Genomic DNA, 20458 nt, shown 5'->3' on the forward strand with positions numbered 1-20458 from the left:
AATGACTAGTGTTATATTAGAACTTCCGCAAAAGAAATACTTATCAGATTTATACTTTTGGAGGTTTGAAGATGAAGTACAAGAATCATTCAAATGGAATGGACCATACTTTCCTAAACCAACAACTAAACTATCAAAGCAAGAGTTCATTGAACAGGAGTTTAAGAATAAATATCTTTTAGAAACAATACCTTCAACGATGTTTATTATTAAAGATGAGGAGTTTATTGGAACGGTGCATGCCTACTGGGAAAGTGAAGTGACGAGCTGGATGGAGATCGGTATTGTTATTTATAATCCCGATTATTGGAGTGGTGGATATGGAACGAGTGCTTTAAAGCAATGGATTGATTATATTTTTACTAATAGTGACATCCATCGAATCGGATTATCTACATGGTCTGGTAATATCCGTATGATTAAACTTGCTGAAAAGTTAGGTATGCAACAAGAAGCATGTATTCGTAAAGCAAGAATCGTTGAAGGGGAATACTACGATGCGATAAAGATGGGAATGTTACGAGAAGAATGGAAATGTCATACACTATAAAATTATCGGAGGTCTAGCATGCAGAGTTTCTGGGTTTATGTATTAATTACGATTGTGTTAATTGGTATAGGTATTGGTTATAGCGTTTATGACAGTATTCAATTGAAGCGTAAAATAAAAACATTGTTTAATAAGCAAGCGACGCTTTTCAGACAAAAAGGTAATCATATTATGTTTGATCATTATTATAAGCATATTAGTAAATCAGAACCACGATGTATTGATGATATTACCTGGAATGATTTAAGTATGGACCAATTATTTCAACGTATAAACTATCACTTTACTTCAGTTGGTGAAGAGTATACATATACGTTACTGCGTAATTTCCCGGGTCATAATGTAGATGAATTGATTATGAATAATGTTACTGAAGATGTAGCATATCGTGAGAAGTTATCATTTATATTAGCGAAGCTTGGTAGAAATGCGAATAATGATGCAAGTCAGTTTACAGTGCATTATCAGAAAAAAGAGCGTTACAACAAGCTGATGATACTCGTTAGTTTCTTACCGATACTGAGTTTAGTAATGTTTTACTTCGGTGTCTCTATTGGTATATTCAGTGTAATTGTTGCAATGGGTGTCGTTATGGGGCTGTCAGTAAAATTCCAGTCTCAAAGTGAACTCGTTTATAACGATTTATTCTATGCAATTAAGGTTATTGACACTGCTAACGAGATAATGAAATTAAACGGTCATAAATCAAATATTAGTAAGATGAAGTCTGTTAAGTGGATGAGTTATTTCATGTTGAACGATGATAAGAATGAAGGGAATATTGCGCTTACAATGATTAATGCGATGAAGCAGATGTTTTTAATTGATTATCATTTGTATCATCGTGCGCTTGCGATACTTCATAAACATCATGAAGATTTCGCGACGTACTTCAAAGTAGTAGGACAGGCAGATGCAAGTTATAGTACTGCTTTATGGCGAACGACATTACCATATTACGCGATTCCTGAAGTTGCTGAAGATAAAAAGCTTGAAGCGGAGGAAGTGTATCATCCGTTACTTGATCGTGCTGTAGCGAATGATTTTAACTACGCGCATTCTGTGCTGTTAACAGGCTCTAATGCCTCAGGTAAATCTACATTTATGAAAACGATGGCGATAAATTTAGTAATGGCCCAAGGTCTGAGTACATCAACAAGTGAACGATTTGTGTATCAACCAGGTATCGTAGCCACTTCAATGAATTTAGAAGATAGTTTAGCGAAAGGTGATAGTTACTTTATCGCAGAAATTAAATCAGTGAAGCGACTTATAGAAGTGCTTAAATTGGCATTACCGACGTATATATTCATTGATGAAATATTGCGTGGAACGAATACGAAAGAACGAATTGCTTCAGCAACTGCAATATTAGATTATTTGAACTTGCATCAAAACAGTTTACTATTTGCAGCAACACATGATATTGAATTAACTGAAATATTGACACACTTTGATTTTTATTACTTTAAAGAAACACTGACTGAAGATAATGATATAACATTTGATTACACGATTAGAAAAGGTGTTACAATGACTTCGAATGCAATAGAGCTTATGCGTATTCATAATTATCCTGAAAGTATATATAACAATGCCAAATCACAGCTCAAACAATTAAAACAATTGAATATGGAGGCTTAAGCACCGGATACCCGGTGCTTTTATATTATTATAATCTAATTGTATATATGTAAATACGTATATACAATTAGTGGTAAAAAGTTTATAATGTAATTAGAAGGAGATGATATTAATGAAATATGAAGCAAATCGTGATAATCATAGTATTATAAAAGAGCAGAAGTTATGGAAAACGGGAAATTCAACTGTAGTTACTATCCCGAAAGAGATGATGGAGAACTTAAATGTTACAGTAGGTGATACATTAGAGTTTAATTTAATGTCAGATGGTGTCGTTATAAAGAAAAAGGAGTCTACTGATCAGGACATATTAGATTTAGCAAAAGAAATATCACAAGAGTATCATGAAACATTTGAGAAGTTGGTGGAGAGATAATGTATTATCTAACTGAAGAGGACATTATACTTCTAAATACATTTTTAATAAAAAAATATTCTCCGAATGAACAAATTGGTGTAGTAGAACCAACCGCACTGCATCTGACTGTATCATCACCTAAGCAACATGTTTCTGGTGAAGAGTTATATCCAACTATATATTTAAAAGCTGCAAATTTATATAGAAATATTGTGATGAAGCATATTTTTTATAATGGTAATAAACGAACAGCGTTCATGGCACTCAATGTATTTTTGAGGAAGAACGGTCTGAAACTCAAAGTTGATGCTGATGATGCGGTTGAATTTATCGTACGTATTGCTACTGAACGATTAGAAGAAGACGTCATAGCTGAATGGATTGAACGCTATATTGAATAACAGAGGCTATAAACAATCATGTTTGTAGTCTCTTTTTATATTACATATGTTAGTAATACTTTACAAAATGTTAGGTATATTGTACATTAGTGGTGAGGTGAACAGCATGCTCAAGTCTCATTTAAAAGAGTACCGTGCAAAATTTAACATGAATCAAAGTGAGTTAGCGGATAGAGTTGGTGTCACAAGACAGACGATTGGTTTTATCGAAAAAGGTACGATTTCACCGTCTATCACGTTAGTTTTAAAGATTTGTCGTGTATTTCAATGTCAAGTTGAAAATCTTTTCGAATTGGAGGATGTTGAAGATGAGTGAACAACAATTTAAAAAGATTTATCCGTTATTTAATTTAGTTTGTATTGTATGTATTGGATTACTTATCATTCCACTAAGTATGGTTATGCATTATACGATTAATGAGAAGGACGTATTGTTTGCCATTCATATTGATCCATATAAGTATGGGAGTGTATTTTTGTACTTTATCATTGCTGCAATCATCATTAATATCATATTGTTGTTTGCAGGTACATTATTTCTCATATGGGCAAAGAAAAAGTTCAAAAAAATTAACTTAGTGCCAGAGATTAATGATATGGATGAAGGAATGAGTTACGTTACGTATGAATCTATGAAACAATCATACACATGGCTGAGTATACTCTTCCCATTTTTTACGGCAATCATCTTTTTACTCCCAGATAATTTTGTAACAAAACCGGTTGTACTGAGTATGCTGCTTGTAATGTGCATAATAATGTATTTGACTTATTATTTTAGAAATAGAAAGCTATTAAATTAAAAATTTGGAACTTAAGACTTCATTATTGATGAAGTCTTTTTTATTAATTTATTGTAAATTTTCAGAAAACATTTAAATAATATATACAATTAATCTATAATTATGTATGTAATTAAATTTCTGTTTATAGGAGGACAATATGGAAGATATCGTAATTGGAAAAAGTAGATTTAAAATTGGTTGCTCAGTATTTATCCTACTTATCGTATCGATTATTTTAGGTGTTATTGTTTTCATGGGCGACCTTGATTCTATAGGTAAATTAATTGTAGGTGCATTGTTTGTACTTATGGTTGGATGTGTGGTCTTTTATTTCATTCAATTTATGAATAGTAAGCCGTTATTAATTTTGAAAGATGAAGGTTTCTATGATTATTCGACGATTGGAGCTACTGGTGACAGACTGATTCGCTGGGACGAAGTGGATCATATTGATTTAATTCAGTATGGAAATCAAAAGAACATTTCTGTATTTCTGAAAAACCCCGAGGAAACTTTAAAGGATGCCAAAGCGACAAGTAAAGCATTGTCTTCTATTAATAATAGCATGATGGATGCAGGTCACATTAATATTATCGTGAGAAACGCAGCCGGTATTACATCTGAAGAGTGTGCTGTATTAATGATGCAAATTCTGGAAGATAAGCAACATAAACAAAATATTACTGAAAAGTTAAGCGGTCTAGGTGAAGCTGCAGTTCAGTATTTTGAAGATTTATCAGATAGACATGATGATGAAAGGGCTACTGTATTAAATAACCGTGGCTACGTTTTAACTGTTGAGCTTGATAAAAAGTATCAAAAAGCACCGGACGTTGTGCAGCTGCAGCAAGTGATACTTACGTTACAGGAACTTGTTAAACAACCTGCAGTTCTGGCGAAGTTATCATCTGACGATATTGATGATATTGAGAAAGGGATGCTGCCTAAAGGTTATACATTACATCATCATGAAGTACCGTGTAAGTTTGAACTTGTACCACAAGTACTTCACAATGAAACACCGCATTTAGGTGGAAATGTACTATGGGGAGGTAAGTTAGAACTATGATGAATACTTTAAAAACAAATGCATTATATTCAGAGCCGATTTACTCAGAAGACTATATCAAGTATATCGAAGCGTATCATGAACATAAATTACCGGAATCATTCAAATCATTTATAAATGTTTTAAATGGTGCTGTATTTAATAATGTTGTCGTGAATAATACGAATGTAAGACGTAAGTTTATTTCGCTGTACAAAGTATTTTCTTTAAATCCGGATAGTCGTTATGAGAATACATATGTACCTGTTATCGGAAACTTTTCAGATTTAGGGGAGTTCTTCATATTTGCTACGGATGCGTTTAATAACTACTTTGCGCTTGATTATAGAAATGATAAAGACATACCGTCAGTTGTGTTTATTGAACATGAGCAGTTTAACACAGTTGAAGAAACGACGATGACGAAAGGTCCTGACTTTTATGAATCATGTGAAAAGCTATCAGAATTTACATCTGCAATTTTTGAAATTGCAGACAACTTTGAAAGTTTTGTCTCAAAACTTGAAATTGTAAACGATGGCTTTTTGGACGGTGTTTCTATTGAGAACATGAATCGCAATATTGAATTAAATACGACAGACTTTGATGAAATAGAGACGCATATGAAGTGGCTTAACAATAGACTTGTCGAAGCGGCAAAGAAAGTAGACGGTATTATACCTCCAGATTACAAAGCGTTCCTGCTTTATTACGGTAAAAATCATGCAGGACAAGTAGAAGGAGAAATTGGTTCAAATAGTGAGAAAGAACCGCATAAGTATGTGACGCTTAAAGCGTTTATAGACAAATTTAATCCGAATATGGAGCGTCTTCAACCTGAAATAGATCGATTAGAAAATGTGTTGAAGCGTATATTAAATAATGAAGTAAAATCTGTTCAAGGAGATCCGATTACAGGCGTTTCAATTTATTACGAAGTGGATGGCGGATTAAAGACGAACGTAAGTTATGTAGATTGGTCTCAACATGAAGATATTACAGTAATAGACCGATACCATGAAGTGTTAAAACGATATACGTCACATGATGGCTATGATGAGGAAACGCTACGAAAAATTGAACGTGTAGCAGAAATTGAGCAACATAGTGATAAGAAGTAAGACAAACAAGAATGTGCATATTGCACATTCTTGTTTTTAACAAAATGATGAATGGGGAAGGTATGTAATATGAATAATCGTTATAAAAAGAAACCTGATTTCAATACACTACATGATAAGTCGTCAAATGTAGATAGTAATAAAAGTGTAAGAAAACGTCGCATTATCATTACAACTATTATTGCATTACTACTCAGTTTAGTAGTGGTTGCAATCGCTGCTGTAATGATGAACATGGATAATAAGCAGAACAAAGAGAAAAATTTATTAACTGAACAAAACGAAAGTAAAGAAACAACTAAACAGCCATCGGAATCTAAAATTGTAGAAACAGATGAAGAAGAAACTGTAAAAAACAGTGAGGATATCGTTATAGAAGAAATTACTAAAGGTATTCAAGAACATAAGCCAAAATTATTAACAAAACATATTAAATTCAAAGGTAAACCAATTACAGAAGAAATGGCAAATGCATGGTTGAAGTTAATCGATGAAACAGGAGAGAAAGAGGCGATTGCCAATAACTTCGAGATTATGATGAAGCAGAATGTCAGACAAGAATTACCTGTGTTTTCTGATGCTCTAATGTTTCATAGAGAGACGCTGTTAGAAATAGATGCTCGCCGTGGAAAATATTCGCTTTCACTTCCAGAAAATCGAGCTTATTTAGGAGATAGTTATAATCAAAAATTAAGTTTTAACTTGTTAGGAAAACAGCACGATTATGAACTTTCAAAATATGATACGAAAGTCGTAGAAAATATTCCGCTTGGTATATATAAAGTAAAAGCTAAAAAGATAATTAAAAATGAAACATTCAATGGCGAATTTGAAATTAATCCATTAAAAAGTGAAACAGATGTAATAAATAACTTCGATTTTATGAAGATTGATGTGTATTTATATAATAATTATGGTATAAAAGAAGATTTAACGCTCCATGTTGATGATAAGCAAATAAAGGTTAAAGATCCAGATAGTATTGAAGATATTTTTATAAAAGTGAATGATGAAACAGAAATCTATGCAACTGCTGTAAAAAGAGGAAAAACGGTAACTACGAATAAAGTGAAAGTGACGAAATCTATGGCCAATCACAATCGCTCAATGCATGTACAGTTAATGTTTTAAAAATATGTTGTTTAAGAGTGAATAATTGATGCTTTATTATTTGAACGCGCATATACTTAAGCAATTGAGATGTGAAGTTGTACTTACAATTGTTCACATAAAAGGGAAAAAACAATATGAAATACTTAAATAACAGAAACAAATATTCAATTAGAAAGTTTACAGTAGGTGCGGCCTCACTTATGATCGGTATGATGATGTATCGCTTCATAACATTTGTGACATGGGTAAAATGCACTATCATTCGGGAACTGAAAGCTAACGATATCTTCAAATTTATTGTAATGTGCACAACGACCTTTTTTATCTATGTTAATGCCTTTATACATATTAAATACCTCCATAGTCATAACTTTATTTGATTATACATGATTAATACAAAGATATTAAATTATCAAATATTCATTAATGAAAAGTGGTATACTTTCAAAGTAAAATTTTTCTTGGAGGTCTATATGTCAGATACTTTAAAACGAGAATGGCTGAGTCAGCCATTACAGAATATATTAGCAGGAGTCGTCGTGTCTCTTGCATTAATCCCTGAAGTTATTGCGTTTAGTGTAATCGCAGGGGTGGATCCGATGGTTGGATTATATGCATCATTTATCATTGCAGTCGTCATTGCATTTACAGGTGGAAGAAGTGCAATGATTTCAGCAGCAGCGGGTGCTATCGCATTACTTGTGTTTTCACTCGTTAAAGAGCATGGTGTTGAATATTTGTTTGCAGCAACTGTATTGATGGGAATGCTGCAAATCATCATGGGGTTTTTAAAAGTAGGGAATTTACTGAAGTACATTCCAAACACTGTAATGATTGGTTTTGTTGATTCACTCGCCATACTCATATTCGTCTCTCAACTACAGCACATTTTTAATATTAACGGATGGACGTATGGCTTTACTGTAGCGACAATCTTAATTGTATACTTTATGCCGAAGTTCTTTACGAAAGTACCGGCGCCTCTCATTGCGGTTGTGATACTCACGACAATTTCAATAATGATGAATGCCGATGTAAAGACGGTAGGTGATCTTGGAGAAATAAAGCGTACGTTACCACATTTCTCACTGCCGAATGTTCCGTTAAACTTTGAAACGTTTATGATTATATTCCCGTACAGCTTATCGATGGCAGTCGTCGGATTAGTTGAAAGTTTACTTACGGCACGTATTGTAGATGATACATTAAAAAGTGAAAGTGATAAAAATAAAGAGTCGCGAGGTCAGGGGATTGCTAATATATTCTCTGGCGTATTCGGTGGTATTGGGGGTTGTGCAATGATTGCGCAAACTGTAATGAATTTGAAAACTGGAGGAACGACAAGACTTTCTTCTATCGCGACAGGTTCTGTATTGATGTTTCTGATTATTGTTCTCGGAGACTACGTCGTGCAAATTCCGATGAGTATTCTTGCGGGTATAATGGTTGTCGCAGCATTCAGTACATTTGATTTCGGAACGTTTAAGTTTTTAAAGAAAGCAAGTCTTGTAGATATTATCGTAGTATTAACAACAATTATATTAGTTCTGATGACACATAATTTAGCAATTGGTGTTATTGCGGGGAGTGTAATCAACTTTATATTTAATAAGAAAGTGGTGGCATAAATGTATAGAACAGTGCTTATAGCAGTAGATGGCTCTCATAACAGTCTGCGCGCAGCAGAAGAAGCTTTAAAACTGAAGGCAGAACGTTATACTTTGTTATCTGTAATTACACCTGAAGACTCTAAAGAAAGTATGCTACATGGAACAGGCAATAGTGAGTCCGATCGTAGAGATAATCTGGCGCATATTATATCGAAGTTTTCAGGGCATCAATATGACGTCGTGTTTGCACATGGACATCCGAAAGAAAAAATTGTAGAAGTGGCGAATGATGGTATGCACGAAATACTTGTTATCGGCACACGTGGGTTAAGTGGCATAAAAGAAGTCATGATGGGAAGCGTCAGCCGTCACGTTGTTAAACAATCTGAAATACATGTATTAGTCGTAAAATAAAACAGGAGATTCCGAATTGGAATCTCCTGTTTTTAGTTGTTCATATTGAAATGTTTAAACCCTTTATAAATAACAGGGAAGAATAATATAAGTCCTACAATACCCATCAACGGGAATACAGTTGCAACAAGTTTTGAGAAACTGATAAACGTCATTAAGAATGTCATAACTGCAATCACAACAATCATAATATAGTAATGTTTGCTATAAGGTTTTGTGAAGCGGGAGATAAATGCATAATTTAAACCGACAACGGTATTATAAATAACAGACACCATTATAATTGAGAATATAAATCCGATGATTGGATGAATTTCTTTCGCCAATAATAATGTCGGTAAATCTACTTTTACAATATGTTTGTACTCCGTTACAAGACCTAAGTTGATTAACATGAGCAGTGCCATTATGATAATACCACCAATTAATCCACCGAAAATCGCATGTGTTCCTTTTTTTAGTTGGCCACCCATTACAGATAAGAAACTGAATGCTGCTGCAATCTGTAAACTAGAATAGTTGATTGCATCAAACCACCATGGATATAATCCTTTGTTTTCAGGAATGCTCGTAATACCTTCTGAAATATTAAAATCGTGTTTAAACATATAATAAATTGAAATGATTAATACGATAACGATTAAAAATGGTGTCACAACACTTAATACACGAATAATTTTATCAAACTGTAAACAGAGTGTTAAACTCACTAATCCTATAAATATAAGGCCGCTCACCCAAAATGGTATATTAAAACTTTCGTTTATCGTACTAACACCACCTACACTCATAACGAGTGCCAGGCCGAGTAGGAAAGCTGTTAATACAAAGTCAAAAATTAATGATATTTGTTTCGGTAAGAAATATTTTATGCTCGTCGCATGATTCTCACTCTTAATATCATAGCTTGCTTTCATTACAAACATGCCACCTAACGTGACGAGTATACCTGTTAATATTATGCCCCATATACTGTTAAGGCCATGTGATGTGAAAAACTGTAATACCTCTTGTCCTGTAGCGAATCCTGCGCCTACAACGACGCCAACAAATGCAAATGCAACAACGATAATTTGTCTAAAATCTCTCATGTTAACCCCTTCCAGAATAAAACTAAACTTTATGTATTTAAAGGTTTATGATAGCGTTTTCTGGAAGAAAAGTCCATGATTTATAAGGGATTTATATAAACATTACGAAATAAAAAGTTTTATTTTATTTATTTTCATTTAATTTTGATAATGTTACGTAGTTGATGACAACACATAATATATCCATCGCTTCTTTAAGTTGTTCAACATTTAAGAATGATGGTGCGATACGTATGATGCTGTCGTTAGGATCTTTACCATATGGATGCGTTGCCCCGGCTGGCGTTACTTTCAGTCCTAAATCACTACATTTCTGAACGATTTCACTCGCACAATGATCTAATACGTCAATCGTAATGAAATAGCCACCCATCGGTTTATTCCATTTACAAATTTCAGATGAGTAAAGTTTTTCTCTTAAATAAGTATCTACAACGTCAAACTTCGGTGCCATAATTTCTTTATGCTTACGCATATGTTCAACTAAACCATCTTTATCCTGGAAGAACTTCACGTGGCGCAGTTGATTCAGTTTGTCATGACCTATTGTCTGAACACCAAATAATGATACTAAATAATTTATATTAGCTTCACTTGCAGCAATCGCAGAAATACCCGCGCCAGGGAATGTCATTTTAGATGTAGACATTACCATTAATGCACGGTCTTCATTACCAGCAGACTTACATGCGTGAAGTAAGTTTTTAACCGTTACAACTTCATCACCGATATGATGATAACCGTAAGCATTATCCCAAATAATTCTGAAATCATCAGCTGCAGTTGTCATATTTGCTAAACGTTCTACAGTTTCATCTGAGTAATTATAACCTTGCGGATTAGAATATAAAGGGACACACCAAATACCTTTAATTGCAGAATCTTCTTTAACAAGCGCTTCAACTTGTGCCATATCAGGGCCGTGATCTGTCATATCGACAGAAATCATTTCGATGCCATAAGACTCACAAATTGTGAAGTGACGGTCATAACCTGGAACTGGACATAAAAACTTAACTTTCTGATCTTTCCAAGGTGTTGCACCTTTTGATACACCATAGAACATGAATTTATTTACCATATCGTGCATTAAATTCAGACTCGAGTTTCCGCCGATGTAAACCTCTTTTGTATCCACATTAAATAAATCGGCAAACAATTGCTTCGCTTCGGGTATACCACCTGGAATACCGTAGTTAAAATAACTCATGTATGAAGCTGCATCTTCACTCTTAAGTACATCCAGCATCGGGAACGAAAGCGCGACTTGATCACTTGACGGTTTTCCACGTGTCATATCAATATTAATATCCTGATTGAGTAACGCTTCGTACTTATCCTTATAAGTTTGTAGTGCTTCGCTTAAACTTGCCATATATTACACATCCAATCTATATTGTTACTGCCATTATAGAATATTTAATCAATGATTTACAGTAAGATAAAAAATAAAAGCCCACCCCCAACAGATAGGGTGGACTTTTATAAATAATTAACTCCAACAGATAAGTTAATCATTTATCTTTATATCAAAAGGAAATATGAAGAGCAATCATAGATTGCTTTAACATTGTAACATATAAATGTAAAAAATGATATGTTATTTTTAACAATACGTATATGATTATTAATGATAAAAAATGTTAACTAAATTAATGTTTTAATAACAAATATTTGGGTAAAGTATAAATGTAAACATTTATGAAGGAGTGATATAAATGGAAAACGAAGGAAAACTTGAACAACTTAAAGGTAATGTACAGGAAACTGTAGGTAATGCTATCGGCGATAAAGAATTAGAAAACGAAGGAAAAGGCAACAAAATTTCTGGTAAAGTTAAAGAAGTATCAGAAGATGTACAAAACAAAGTTGATGAAACAATCGATAATTTCAAAAAATAATTTATAAAAGTGAGATGCATGCGTGCATCTCACTTTTTTGTATATAATGAAAATGCATATAAAGGAGGACTTTCATGTATACAATATACTTAGCAGGTGGTTGTTTATGGGGCGTGCAAGCATTCTTAAAAACTGTCCCAGGAGTTATCGAAACAGAAGCAGGTAGAGCAAACGGCAGCACGAGTGACTTAACAGCACCATATGATGGTTATGCAGAATGTGTGAAAACAATATGTGATGATACATTAAGTATGCGTCAACTGCTTGATGATTTCTTTCAGATAATTGATCCGTATAGTGTAAACAAGCAAGGTATGGATACTGGACCGAAATATAGAACAGGGATATATAGTGAAGATGAAGCATTATTAATAGAAGCGAGGCGCTACATTAATGAAAGAGAAGATAAAGCGCAAATTGCAGTTGAAGTAATGCCGCTCCATAATTATGTGAGAAGTGCTGACGAACATCAGGACTATTTGGACAGAAATCCAGGTGATTATTGTCATATACCATTGCATATGATGAAAAAATATAAAAAATAGAACACAATATAATATACAACGATATATCTATGTGGTATGCTCATCTAAATTAAAAGAAATGAGGAATATGAAGATGAATTTTGATGATATTAAAGCACAAGCAGGTCAATTAGTTGAAGAGCATAAAGATGAAGTAATCGCACAAGGTCAGCAATTTATTGAAGATCATAAAGACGAAGCAATCGAAAAAGGTAAAGCATTCATCGAAGAGAAGTTCGGGAAGTAATACAAAATAAAGCTTATAACATATTAATTAAAATATGTTATAAGCTTTTTTTCAGACATAGAAATTTATTCATAGTCAAACTCAACTGTCCCAGTATTAATGTTCAACTTAACAATTGATTTTGCGATATCTTTAGGTCTACTTTTTAAGTCGCTTAATTCAACATCACCGTTTTGTGAAGTGACTTCAAAGTGAGTATCCTGTGGTTCTGATTGATATTCAAAAGTACCGTCACCTAGACCGATGTTACCATCAATATTAATATCTGGATTTAAACCATATAATTCAATCGTTCCTGTTTTTACATCAATATTAGTATGTTTTGAATGATATTCATCTACACTAATATCTCCTATACCTACATTTAGCTTTCCTTTATCACTTAAAATACGATTTGCTTGAATAACACCCGTTCCAGCATTCATTTCTAATTCTTCGGTAGAAAGATCATCTAATTCAATCATACCTGCAAATGTGTTCACTCTAAAGAATTGCAGTTTTTGATTTGGTATAAGTAAAGTTATTTCTATTTCATCACGGTTTACGTGATTACCAAATATGAAATTTATTTTTTGTTTCTTTGAATCGTTTTTCGTTTTGAGGTAGAGTATGTTATTTTCTACTTTAAATTGATAGTTATCTTTATGGATAATATTATTAATCTTTATTGATGGCTGATTATCATTAGTTTTCATGACTTTGATTGTACCTTTACCGATATCCAGGTCGACGGATTTAAATGGCTTGTCTATCGCGATATTCGCATTAGATTTTTTTTGTTTTTCAGGAACAATCTGATCTTTTGTGAATATCATACCTACGATTCCGATAATGAACAACGCAATTCCTAGAAATAACAGAAATTTTTTCATTGTTACGCTCCTTTCACTGTATTGATGTTCCATTTTGCATATTTAACTATTAGCTTATTCGCATATTTTCCGATGTAGTAAATTGCAAAAGCTAGGATTATACCTGCACCAACCATGGATACTGTCATAAATACTTCGAATAAAGTTACAGCTTCAGCGCCGTTAATTAAATAATCAGCGACTAAAAAGAGCGGAGAGATAATAAATATTCCAGCCATTATAATCATGCTGAATATTAAAGAAATATATGTGAATAATGGAACCGACATAAAGAAAATATTTAAAATGCCTAAACCTATGGTAGCCATTACAGCATTCATGACATTTGAAGTGGAAGGGTTTTGTTCAGCGCGATCAACGATATAAGTTGATTTAAGTTCTTTTGCAATGCGCTTTGGATCTCCGAGTTCAGAAGATATTAACTGCTCACTTTTTCCATCAAGAAGACCATCTTCAAAATGCGTTTCATATTCAAATAATATGGATTGTTTTTCGTTTTCATTCAAGCCTCTTAAGTTATTGTATAACGTATTTAAAAATTCATTCCTATTCATTATGTACCTCTCCTTCTAGTAATTGATTTACTGATGATTTTAGTTCTTTCCATTCTTCAATAAGATGTTGTAAATGCTTCTGCCCTAGTTCAGTGATTGTGTAGTATTTACGTGCAGGACCTGCTGAAGTCTTTCCCATATAAGTATCGAGTACGCCTTCATTAACCAGCCTGCGCAACATAGGATACAGCGTGCCGTCAGCAATGGATAGGTGCTCGGATATTGTTTGAGAGAGTTCGTATCCATATTGATCTCCTTTACTAATTTCATTCATTACAACGAGCTCTAATACGCCCTTTTTTAATTGAATATTCATATCAAAACTCCTTAACTAGAGAACATATCGATATAGTTCTTAATGACTATATCGTATCATCTACTAGTGAATAATTCAATATAGTTGGAAAAGATTTTACTATTGTTGTAAATTAAAACTAATATTTGATAGAATATCTAGAAAAAAGGGGGATGGTTGAAGTGATTGAATTTAGAAAATTAACACTAAAGGATAAATCAGCTTTTGAAAACTATATGGAGGAGTGGGATAAACCTGAAGAAATTGTACCGACAGCAACGAACTTCACGCGATATAAAGATTTTGAAGATATGATTCAAGCTTTTGATTATAGAGAATCTGGTGGAGAATGGGTAAAGAATACTACACTCTTTTATATTATAGAAGGTGTTATTATTGGTGCGGCAAATATTAGACATAGTCTTACTGAAGACTTGTTGAATACTGGCGGTCATATTGGATATGGTGTAGGAAAGTATTATAGAGGACAAGGTTATGCTACTAAAATTCTTCATGAATCGCTTAAGTTTGCTCAAACTATTGGTATTGAGAAAGCTTTAGTGACTTGTGATGAGGATAATATAGCATCTGGAAAGGTTATTATAAAGAATGGTGGAGTAGAGGATGTACCGTTTATGCAAAGTAACGGTGTAAAAAGCAGACGTTTTTGGATAGATGTTTAAAGTATCGTTTATTTAACGGTACTTTATTTTTTATTTTGACACATACCCCTATAAGGTATATAATGAATTTATTGATACCCCCATAACGTATAGGAGTGAGTGAAATGTCAGAGCATAAACATATAGCGGTGCCACGTAATGACGAGGAAAAGGATAAGTTGATTAAACGGTTAAAGCGTGTCGAAGGTCAGGTGCGTGGTATCCAGAAGATGATAGAAGAGGATCGTTATTGTGTTGATATATTAGTTCAGATGAGTGCAATCGAGTCTGCAATGAAGCAAGTAGGTTATGCAGTTACAGAGCGTCATATGAAGCATTGTGTAAGTGATGCGATTAAAGATGGTAATGGCGATGCATCGATTGATGAGTTGATGAAAGTTTTAAAGCAGTTCAATAAATAGGAGGTGAGGGTATGGCAAAGCGTAATGTTACGTTACCGATAGAAGGTATGACGTGTGCTGCATGTTCAGGTCGTATTGAAAAAGTGCTCAATAAGATGGACGGCGTTGATGCACATGTAAACTTAACGACAGAACAGGCTGCTGTGTCGTTTGATGATGATATCCTTTCAGTTGACGATATTGCCGCAAAGGTGGATAAACTTGGATATGCGGTTCAGCTTGAGAAGAAAGCATTTGATATTACAGGGATGACATGTGCTGCGTGTTCAAATCGTATTGAAAAAGTATTAAATAAACAAAGTGGCATTCAGCATGCGACAGTTAATTTGTCGACAGAGACAGCGATGGTTGAATATTATCCGGGAAATATAAGTGATGATGATATTATTGCGCGCATAAAAAAATTAGGATATGGTGCGACTTTACAAAGTGCGGAAAAAGTAGATCGTAAAGCACTAGAGCTAAAGCATAAGAAACGTAAGTTAATAATATCAGCGTTATTATCATTACCATTATTACTTACGATGTTAACGCATTTGTTCGGTTTACATTTGTCGCACATATTAATGAATCCGTTGTTTCAGTTTTTATTAGCATTCCCTGTACAGTTCATTATTGGCTGGCAGTTTTATTCTGGAGCATATAAAAGTTTGCGTAGTGGTTCTGCTAATATGGATGTACTCGTTGCGCTCGGAACAAGTGCGGCATTCTTTTATAGTATTTATGAAAGTATGAAGTGGATGAACGGTTTAACGCATGACCCACATCTATACTTTGAAACGAGTGCTGTACTGATTACGTTAATTCTATTTGGAAAGTATCTGGAAGCACGTGCGAAGTCACAGACAACGAATGCATTATCAAGCTTGTTGAATTTACAGGCGAAAGATGCAAGAGTAATAAAAGACGATACAGAGATGATGGTACCTGTTGAAAACTTGCAAGTAGGCGATATGATTATCGTTAAACCGGGTGAGAAGATACCGGTTGACGGTATTGTTGTTAAAGGTCATTCTTCTGTAGATGAATCGATGTTAACAGGAGAGTCAATGCCTGTGCAAAAGCGTGAAGGTGACACGGTCATCGGCGCAACGATGAATAAAAATGGTCACTTTACGATGGAGGCAAAGAAAGTTGGACATGATACAGCATTGCAATCGATTGTAAAAGTTGTGGAAGCAGCACAAGGGTCTAAAGCGCCGATTCAGAGAATGGCAGATATTATTTCAGGCTATTTCGTACCGATCGTTGTAGGTATAGCTGTTATTACATTTTTAATATGGATGTTTTTTGTGAAACAAGGCTTTGAGTCATCTCTCGTTGTAGCGATATCAGTACTTGTAATTGCTTGTCCTTGTGCACTGGGACTTGCGACACCTACATCGATTATGGTAGGTACGGGTCGTGCTGCTGAACGTGGTATTTTATTCAAAGGTGGCGAACATTTAGAGCGTACACATGAAATTGATACAGTTGTGCTGGATAAGACAGGAACGATTACAAAAGGAGAACCAGAAGTTACAGACTTTACTGGCGATGATACTGCACTGCAATACTTAGCGAGTAGTGAGCAGGCTTCTGAGCATCCGCTTGCAAGCGCAATTATGAAATATGCTGAACAGAAAGTTACACTCAAAGATTTAATGCATTTTGAAGCAATACCAGGTCATGGTATTCATACAGTAATTGAAAACATAGATATTTACATCGGTAATCGCAAGTTGATGGATAAATTTAAAATTGACGTTAGCCAATTTGAACAACAGTTAACACAGTATGAGTCTGCAGGTAAAACAGCGATGTTAGTTGCTTATCATGATCAAGTTCAGGCGATTGTCGCAGTGAGAGACGTAGTGAAGCCAAGTGCGAAATCGGCTATAGCTCAGTTAAAAGCAATGAATATTCGCGTTATTATGTTAACAGGTGATAATAAACGTACTGCTGAAGCAATTGCAGCAGAGGTTGATATTGATGAAGTGATTGCAGATGTATTACCTGAAGATAAATCGAATAAAGTAAAAACACTTCAGGAACAAGGTCATAAAGTTGCAATGGTAGGAGATGGTGTGAACGATGCACCTGCACTTGCATTAAGTGATATAGGAATAGCGATTGGCACAGGTACAGAAGTCGCGATTGAAGCCGCAGATGTGACGATACTTGGTGGTGAATTGAATCTTATTCCAGAAGCGATTGAACTCAGTCATATTACGATTCGCAATATTAAACAAAATTTAGGCTTTGCATTTGGTTACAATATTATTGGAATTCCATTTGCAGCATTCGGGTTACTTGCACCGTGGATTGCGGGACTCGCGATGGCATTATCTTCTGTAAGTGTTGTAAGTAATGCATTACGTCTGAAATCTGTTAAAATAAAATAGAGATATCATATTAATTTTTAATGAATATAGTTATTATTTAAGGAGGAGATATATATGGAAACAATTTTAAACGTAGAAGGTATGACTTGTGGTCATTGTAAAGCAGCGGTTGAAAGTGCAGCGAAAGAAGTGTCTGGTGTAACTGATGCTGTGGTGAATTTAGAGTTAGGAAATGTTACAGTAACGCATGATGACGCACTTAACATTGACGAAGTAAAGCAATCGATTGAAGATCAGGGATACGACGTAAAATAAAATATGCTGTCGCAAATGCGACAGCATATTTTTTATTTTACCTTTTTTGCTAAGTCGGTAATGTAATTGAAAAATGCATCATGATCAACATCATACACGACGTTTACCGGACGACCATTTTCCATTTCGTACGTACGGCCTTGACTTGGCCCATGTGTATATACACCAGAGAATACTTCTTTAGACTTCACAAGCTCTGGTTTTCCGATAGAAGCTGTAGTTAGAACATCCCATAAATAATATGTAGAGTTAGTTGCAAAGTGTTTAAGTGGTGGCACGACTGCGTAGCTGACACCTAAGAAATCAACACCTTGAAATTTACGCTCATTTGCCCACATTTGTCTAATGTCACCTGTAAGCGGTACTTGTATTGTACTTTCTAAAGCCACCATATCAATTTTAATGTTTGTATCAAATACAACACCGACAGCCTCTGGATCCCAGAATGCATTCCATTCTGCAGTACCATCATGTTCAGGCTCATGTACGTTACCTTCAGCGCGATACGTACCACCCATCCAAACAAGTTTCTCGATTTTATCTTCAATTTTTGGTTCAACTTCCAGTGCTTTTGCTAAATCTGTTAAAGGACCAGTGAAAAGTAATGTTGTTTTACCTTTTTCGTTCATCACTTTCTCAATTAAGTGTTCATGTGCCGTTAACTTTGAAAGTGGTGCATCGATAGTGCCTTTTTCATTAAGAATAGGTAATGCATCCATAAAGAACGCATGCATTCTCCAGTCTTTAGGGAATGGGTTTTTACCGCGTAATGGACTCATCGCAGTTTCAAGTTTACCATCGCCGAAACGATCAATAATTTTTCTTGAAGCATAAGTAGCAGGTTCAATGTAACAATCTGCATCAATAACGCTCACACCTGTAAGCTCAACATCGTCCATTTGTAATAGTAAAAATAAAGAAATTAAATCATCAACGCCACCATCGTGGTTAAAGTATACTTTTTGTACCATAGTTTTCACCTTTTTCATTAAGTATACTTTCATTATAAACAATAACATATCTATATCAATATAATAATGAATAACGTTTAATAATATTTGCATATATTAAATATATTAGGTATAATAATTATACTAAAATGAATTCGGGAGGATGTATAGTGAAAATAGAACTTGGTATAACATCATTTGGAGATAATGGCGATATTCATACTGAATCAAGTGTGTTACCGGCGATACCAGATCATGAAAGAATTAGAAATATTGTAGAGGAAATTAAATTAGCAGATGAACTTGGGTTAGATATATATGGTCTTGGTGAGCATCATCGCACGGATTATGCAGTGTCGGATCCGGTAACAATTCTAGCAGCTGCAGCACCTATGACAAATCATATTAAGTTATCTTCAGCTGTAACCGTATTATCAAGTGATGATCCGGTGAGAGTGTATCAACGCTTTGCAACATTGGATGCTCTTAGTAATGGTCGAGCTGAAATTATGGCGGGACGTGGTTCGTTTATCGAGTCGTTTCCGTTATTTGGCTATGATTTAAACGATTATGAACTGTTATATGAAGAAAAATTAGATTTATTAATGAATGTAAATCGAAACAAATTCGTCAACTGGGAAGGGACAACACGTGCGCCGATTGAGCATAAAGTTGTGATGCCACGCGCGATGCAGGAAACACTTCCGATTCACATCGCAACAGGCGGAACACCTGAGTCATCTGTTCGTGCTGGTGCACTTGGGCTTCCGATAACGTATGCAATTATTGGCGGAAATCCTGGACGATTTAAGTATAACGTTGAAGTGTACAAAGCGTCACTTAAAGCAAATGGATTTAATGCTGATGATGCGTTTATTTCAACACATTCATGGGGATATATAGCTGAAACTGACGAGCAGGCAGCACGAGAATATTTTCCATCAACAAAAGCAGTTCACGATGTTCTTGGAAAAGAGCGAGGTTGGGGTACATACACTGAAGCTGCATTTATGAATGAAATTCATAACGGTGCACTATATGTAGGAAGCCCTGAAACTGTAGCACAGAAAATTATTAATACAGTTGAAACGTTAGGATTGAACCGCTTTATGATTCATTTACCGGTTGGATCAATGCCACACGATAAAACAATGAACGCGATTCGTTTATATGGAGAACAAGTCAAACCGATTGTTGATGTATATTTTCAGAATAAATAATTCGCAATTCCATACTGATTTTTGAGATAATCGTAAC

General features: G+C 34.5%; 25 protein-coding genes and 2 pseudogenes. 20 read left to right on the forward strand and 7 right to left on the reverse strand.

The genetic code is table 11. The features are described 5' to 3' along the window. Position 1: 1 nt before the first annotated feature. The 10 genes and pseudogenes from LAU42_RS01480 to LAU42_RS11970 form a co-directional block, all read left to right on the forward strand. Positions 2–550 (forward strand): GNAT family N-acetyltransferase, encoded by a 549-nt coding sequence (locus LAU42_RS01480; protein WP_101040867.1) that lies wholly within the window; start codon positions 2–4, stop codon positions 548–550. An 18-nt stretch (positions 551–568) separates the two neighbouring features. Then, positions 569–2194 carry a MutS-related protein gene (locus LAU42_RS01485; RefSeq protein ID WP_224183948.1) on the forward strand — a complete coding sequence of 542 codons (1626 nt, stop codon included), beginning with the start codon at positions 569–571 and terminating at the stop codon, positions 2192–2194. 112 nt (positions 2195–2306) lie between these two features. Next, positions 2307–2570 (forward strand): AbrB/MazE/SpoVT family DNA-binding domain-containing protein, encoded by a 264-nt coding sequence (locus LAU42_RS01490; RefSeq protein WP_224183949.1) that lies wholly within the window; start codon positions 2307–2309, stop codon positions 2568–2570. Further along, positions 2570–2953, forward strand: coding sequence for a type II toxin-antitoxin system death-on-curing family toxin (locus LAU42_RS01495; protein WP_224183950.1), 384 nt, complete (start codon positions 2570–2572; stop codon positions 2951–2953). The genes LAU42_RS01490 and LAU42_RS01495 overlap by 1 nt, the downstream gene beginning before the upstream one ends. A gap of 106 nt (positions 2954–3059) precedes the next feature. Further along, complete coding sequence (locus LAU42_RS01500) at positions 3060–3269, forward strand: helix-turn-helix transcriptional regulator (protein ID WP_224184711.1); 210 nt, start codon at positions 3060–3062, stop codon at positions 3267–3269. Further along, positions 3262–3756 carry a hypothetical protein gene (locus LAU42_RS01505; protein WP_224183951.1) on the forward strand — a complete coding sequence of 165 codons (495 nt, stop codon included), beginning with the start codon at positions 3262–3264 and terminating at the stop codon, positions 3754–3756. Before LAU42_RS01500 ends, LAU42_RS01505 begins: the two co-directional genes overlap by 8 nt. 139 nt (positions 3757–3895) lie before the next feature. Further along, positions 3896–4807, forward strand: coding sequence for an STM3941 family protein (locus tag LAU42_RS01510; protein WP_224183952.1), 912 nt, complete (start codon positions 3896–3898; stop codon positions 4805–4807). Beyond that, positions 4804–5907 carry an SMI1/KNR4 family protein gene (locus tag LAU42_RS01515; RefSeq protein ID WP_224183953.1) on the forward strand — a complete coding sequence of 368 codons (1104 nt, stop codon included), beginning with the start codon at positions 4804–4806 and terminating at the stop codon, positions 5905–5907. Before LAU42_RS01510 ends, LAU42_RS01515 begins: the two co-directional genes overlap by 4 nt. A 69-nt stretch (positions 5908–5976) precedes the next feature. Further along, positions 5977–7038, forward strand: coding sequence for a zinc ribbon domain-containing protein (locus LAU42_RS01520; protein WP_224183954.1), 1062 nt, complete (start codon positions 5977–5979; stop codon positions 7036–7038). A gap of 116 nt (positions 7039–7154) precedes the next feature. Then, positions 7155–7241, forward strand: a pseudogene (locus tag LAU42_RS11970) (YSIRK-type signal peptide-containing protein); the annotation flags it as partial. Here the strand turns inward: LAU42_RS11970 and LAU42_RS01530 are convergent. Then, on the reverse strand, positions 7215–7367 hold the full coding sequence (locus LAU42_RS01530) for a CHY zinc finger protein (RefSeq protein ID WP_224184818.1): 153 nt from the start codon (positions 7365–7367) through the stop codon (positions 7215–7217). The pseudogene LAU42_RS11970 and the gene LAU42_RS01530 sit on opposite strands and share 27 nt — an antisense overlap. Positions 7368–7493: 126 nt before the next feature. Here LAU42_RS01530 and LAU42_RS01535 point away from each other — a divergent pair. Together LAU42_RS01535 and LAU42_RS01540 are read left to right on the forward strand one after the other, a co-directional pair. Further along, a pseudogene (locus LAU42_RS01535) lies at positions 7494–8627 on the forward strand (SulP family inorganic anion transporter); the annotation flags it as partial. Between the two features lie 21 nt (positions 8628–8648). After that, positions 8649–9044, forward strand: coding sequence for a universal stress protein (locus LAU42_RS01540; protein WP_224183955.1), 396 nt, complete (start codon positions 8649–8651; stop codon positions 9042–9044). A gap of 32 nt (positions 9045–9076) precedes the next feature. Here the strand turns inward: LAU42_RS01540 and LAU42_RS01545 are convergent, their stop codons facing one another. Both LAU42_RS01545 and LAU42_RS01550 read right to left on the reverse strand, forming a co-directional pair. After that, on the reverse strand, positions 9077–10135 hold the full coding sequence (locus tag LAU42_RS01545) for a YkvI family membrane protein (RefSeq protein ID WP_224183956.1): 1059 nt from the start codon (positions 10133–10135) through the stop codon (positions 9077–9079). A 124-nt stretch (positions 10136–10259) separates the two neighbouring features. Then, positions 10260–11510 carry an aspartate aminotransferase type Ic gene (locus tag LAU42_RS01550; protein ID WP_224183957.1) on the reverse strand — a complete coding sequence of 417 codons (1251 nt, stop codon included), beginning with the start codon at positions 11508–11510 and terminating at the stop codon, positions 10260–10262. A gap of 343 nt (positions 11511–11853) precedes the next feature. Between LAU42_RS01550 and LAU42_RS01555 the strand changes: the two genes are divergently transcribed. The 3 genes from LAU42_RS01555 to LAU42_RS01565 all read left to right on the forward strand — a co-directional run bounded on the left by LAU42_RS01555 (position 11854) and on the right by LAU42_RS01565 (position 12807). After that, entirely contained in the window at positions 11854–12036 is a 183-nt protein-coding gene (locus tag LAU42_RS01555) for a CsbD family protein (RefSeq protein ID WP_224183958.1), read from the forward strand. Between the two features lie 74 nt (positions 12037–12110). Further along, positions 12111–12581, forward strand: a complete 471-nt coding sequence (locus LAU42_RS01560) for a peptide-methionine (S)-S-oxide reductase (RefSeq protein WP_224183959.1) — start codon at positions 12111–12113, stop codon at positions 12579–12581. Positions 12582–12654: 73 nt separating this feature from the next. Continuing rightward, positions 12655–12807, forward strand: coding sequence for a hypothetical protein (locus LAU42_RS01565; protein ID WP_224183960.1), 153 nt, complete (start codon positions 12655–12657; stop codon positions 12805–12807). Positions 12808–12872: 65 nt separating this feature from the next. Here LAU42_RS01565 and LAU42_RS01570 read toward each other — a convergent pair whose 3' ends face one another. From LAU42_RS01570 to LAU42_RS01580, 3 genes are read right to left on the reverse strand one after another with little or no spacing between them, the layout of a single operon-like run. Next, the gene (locus LAU42_RS01570; protein WP_224183961.1) at positions 12873–13679 is read right to left on the reverse strand and encodes a DUF4097 family beta strand repeat-containing protein; all 807 of its coding nucleotides are present in this window, start codon (positions 13677–13679) and stop codon (positions 12873–12875) included. Between the two features lie 2 nt (positions 13680–13681). Next, the gene (locus LAU42_RS01575; RefSeq protein ID WP_224183962.1) at positions 13682–14233 is read right to left on the reverse strand and encodes an HAAS signaling domain-containing protein; all 552 of its coding nucleotides are present in this window, start codon (positions 14231–14233) and stop codon (positions 13682–13684) included. After that, positions 14226–14549 carry a PadR family transcriptional regulator gene (locus tag LAU42_RS01580; RefSeq protein WP_224183963.1) on the reverse strand — a complete coding sequence of 108 codons (324 nt, stop codon included), beginning with the start codon at positions 14547–14549 and terminating at the stop codon, positions 14226–14228. The genes LAU42_RS01575 and LAU42_RS01580 overlap by 8 nt, the downstream gene beginning before the upstream one ends. A gap of 161 nt (positions 14550–14710) precedes the next feature. Here LAU42_RS01580 and LAU42_RS01585 point away from each other — a divergent pair, with 161 nt between their 5' ends. From LAU42_RS01585 to LAU42_RS01600, 4 genes are all read left to right on the forward strand, one after another. Further along, positions 14711–15211 carry a GNAT family N-acetyltransferase gene (locus LAU42_RS01585; RefSeq protein WP_224183964.1) on the forward strand — a complete coding sequence of 167 codons (501 nt, stop codon included), beginning with the start codon at positions 14711–14713 and terminating at the stop codon, positions 15209–15211. A gap of 104 nt (positions 15212–15315) precedes the next feature. Next, entirely contained in the window at positions 15316–15612 is a 297-nt protein-coding gene (locus LAU42_RS01590) for a metal-sensing transcriptional repressor (RefSeq protein WP_224183965.1), read from the forward strand. An 11-nt stretch (positions 15613–15623) separates the two neighbouring features. Then, positions 15624–17996, forward strand: a complete 2373-nt coding sequence (locus tag LAU42_RS01595; protein ID WP_224183966.1) for a heavy metal translocating P-type ATPase — start codon at positions 15624–15626, stop codon at positions 17994–17996. A 54-nt stretch (positions 17997–18050) separates the two neighbouring features. Further along, entirely contained in the window at positions 18051–18251 is a 201-nt protein-coding gene (locus tag LAU42_RS01600) for a cation transporter (RefSeq protein WP_224183967.1), read from the forward strand. Between the two features lie 32 nt (positions 18252–18283). Here LAU42_RS01600 and LAU42_RS01605 read toward each other — a convergent pair whose 3' ends face one another. Continuing rightward, positions 18284–19222 (reverse strand): nucleoside hydrolase, encoded by a 939-nt coding sequence (locus tag LAU42_RS01605; protein WP_224183968.1) that lies wholly within the window; start codon positions 19220–19222, stop codon positions 18284–18286. Positions 19223–19371: 149 nt separating this feature from the next. Here LAU42_RS01605 and LAU42_RS01610 point away from each other — a divergent pair, with 149 nt between their 5' ends. Next, entirely contained in the window at positions 19372–20421 is a 1050-nt protein-coding gene (locus LAU42_RS01610) for an LLM class flavin-dependent oxidoreductase (RefSeq protein WP_224183969.1), read from the forward strand. The last annotated feature ends 37 nt before the right edge of the window (positions 20422–20458 follow it).

Origin of the sequence: Macrococcus armenti (assembly GCF_020097135.1) — a bacterium.
Taxonomy (GTDB): Bacteria; Bacillota; Bacilli; order Staphylococcales; family Staphylococcaceae; genus Macrococcoides; species Macrococcoides armenti.

What these genes read in the sequence shown, in the direction of transcription:
- LAU42_RS01480 (WP_101040867.1), top strand. Translation starts at nt 2, where the DNA reads ATGACTAGTGTTATATTAGAACTTCCGCAAAAGAAATACTTATCAGAT.
- LAU42_RS01485 (WP_224183948.1), top strand. Translation starts at nt 569, where the DNA reads ATGCAGAGTTTCTGGGTTTATGTATTAATTACGATTGTGTTAATTGGT.
- LAU42_RS01490 (WP_224183949.1), top strand. Translation starts at nt 2,307, where the DNA reads ATGAAATATGAAGCAAATCGTGATAATCATAGTATTATAAAAGAGCAG.
- LAU42_RS01495 (WP_224183950.1), top strand. Translation starts at nt 2,570, where the DNA reads ATGTATTATCTAACTGAAGAGGACATTATACTTCTAAATACATTTTTA.
- LAU42_RS01500 (WP_224184711.1), top strand. Translation starts at nt 3,060, where the DNA reads ATGCTCAAGTCTCATTTAAAAGAGTACCGTGCAAAATTTAACATGAAT.
- LAU42_RS01505 (WP_224183951.1), top strand. Translation starts at nt 3,262, where the DNA reads ATGAGTGAACAACAATTTAAAAAGATTTATCCGTTATTTAATTTAGTT.
- LAU42_RS01510 (WP_224183952.1), top strand. Translation starts at nt 3,896, where the DNA reads ATGGAAGATATCGTAATTGGAAAAAGTAGATTTAAAATTGGTTGCTCA.
- LAU42_RS01515 (WP_224183953.1), top strand. Translation starts at nt 4,804, where the DNA reads ATGATGAATACTTTAAAAACAAATGCATTATATTCAGAGCCGATTTAC.
- LAU42_RS01520 (WP_224183954.1), top strand. Translation starts at nt 5,977, where the DNA reads ATGAATAATCGTTATAAAAAGAAACCTGATTTCAATACACTACATGAT.
- LAU42_RS01530 (WP_224184818.1), bottom strand. Translation starts at nt 7,367, where the DNA reads ATGTATAAAGGCATTAACATAGATAAAAAAGGTCGTTGTGCACATTAC.
- LAU42_RS01540 (WP_224183955.1), top strand. Translation starts at nt 8,649, where the DNA reads ATGTATAGAACAGTGCTTATAGCAGTAGATGGCTCTCATAACAGTCTG.
- LAU42_RS01545 (WP_224183956.1), bottom strand. Translation starts at nt 10,135, where the DNA reads ATGAGAGATTTTAGACAAATTATCGTTGTTGCATTTGCATTTGTTGGC.
- LAU42_RS01550 (WP_224183957.1), bottom strand. Translation starts at nt 11,510, where the DNA reads ATGGCAAGTTTAAGCGAAGCACTACAAACTTATAAGGATAAGTACGAA.
- LAU42_RS01555 (WP_224183958.1), top strand. Translation starts at nt 11,854, where the DNA reads ATGGAAAACGAAGGAAAACTTGAACAACTTAAAGGTAATGTACAGGAA.
- LAU42_RS01560 (WP_224183959.1), top strand. Translation starts at nt 12,111, where the DNA reads ATGTATACAATATACTTAGCAGGTGGTTGTTTATGGGGCGTGCAAGCA.
- LAU42_RS01565 (WP_224183960.1), top strand. Translation starts at nt 12,655, where the DNA reads ATGAATTTTGATGATATTAAAGCACAAGCAGGTCAATTAGTTGAAGAG.
- LAU42_RS01570 (WP_224183961.1), bottom strand. Translation starts at nt 13,679, where the DNA reads ATGAAAAAATTTCTGTTATTTCTAGGAATTGCGTTGTTCATTATCGGA.
- LAU42_RS01575 (WP_224183962.1), bottom strand. Translation starts at nt 14,233, where the DNA reads ATGAATAGGAATGAATTTTTAAATACGTTATACAATAACTTAAGAGGC.
- LAU42_RS01580 (WP_224183963.1), bottom strand. Translation starts at nt 14,549, where the DNA reads ATGAATATTCAATTAAAAAAGGGCGTATTAGAGCTCGTTGTAATGAAT.
- LAU42_RS01590 (WP_224183965.1), top strand. Translation starts at nt 15,316, where the DNA reads ATGTCAGAGCATAAACATATAGCGGTGCCACGTAATGACGAGGAAAAG.
- LAU42_RS01595 (WP_224183966.1), top strand. Translation starts at nt 15,624, where the DNA reads ATGGCAAAGCGTAATGTTACGTTACCGATAGAAGGTATGACGTGTGCT.
- LAU42_RS01600 (WP_224183967.1), top strand. Translation starts at nt 18,051, where the DNA reads ATGGAAACAATTTTAAACGTAGAAGGTATGACTTGTGGTCATTGTAAA.
- LAU42_RS01605 (WP_224183968.1), bottom strand. Translation starts at nt 19,222, where the DNA reads ATGGTACAAAAAGTATACTTTAACCACGATGGTGGCGTTGATGATTTA.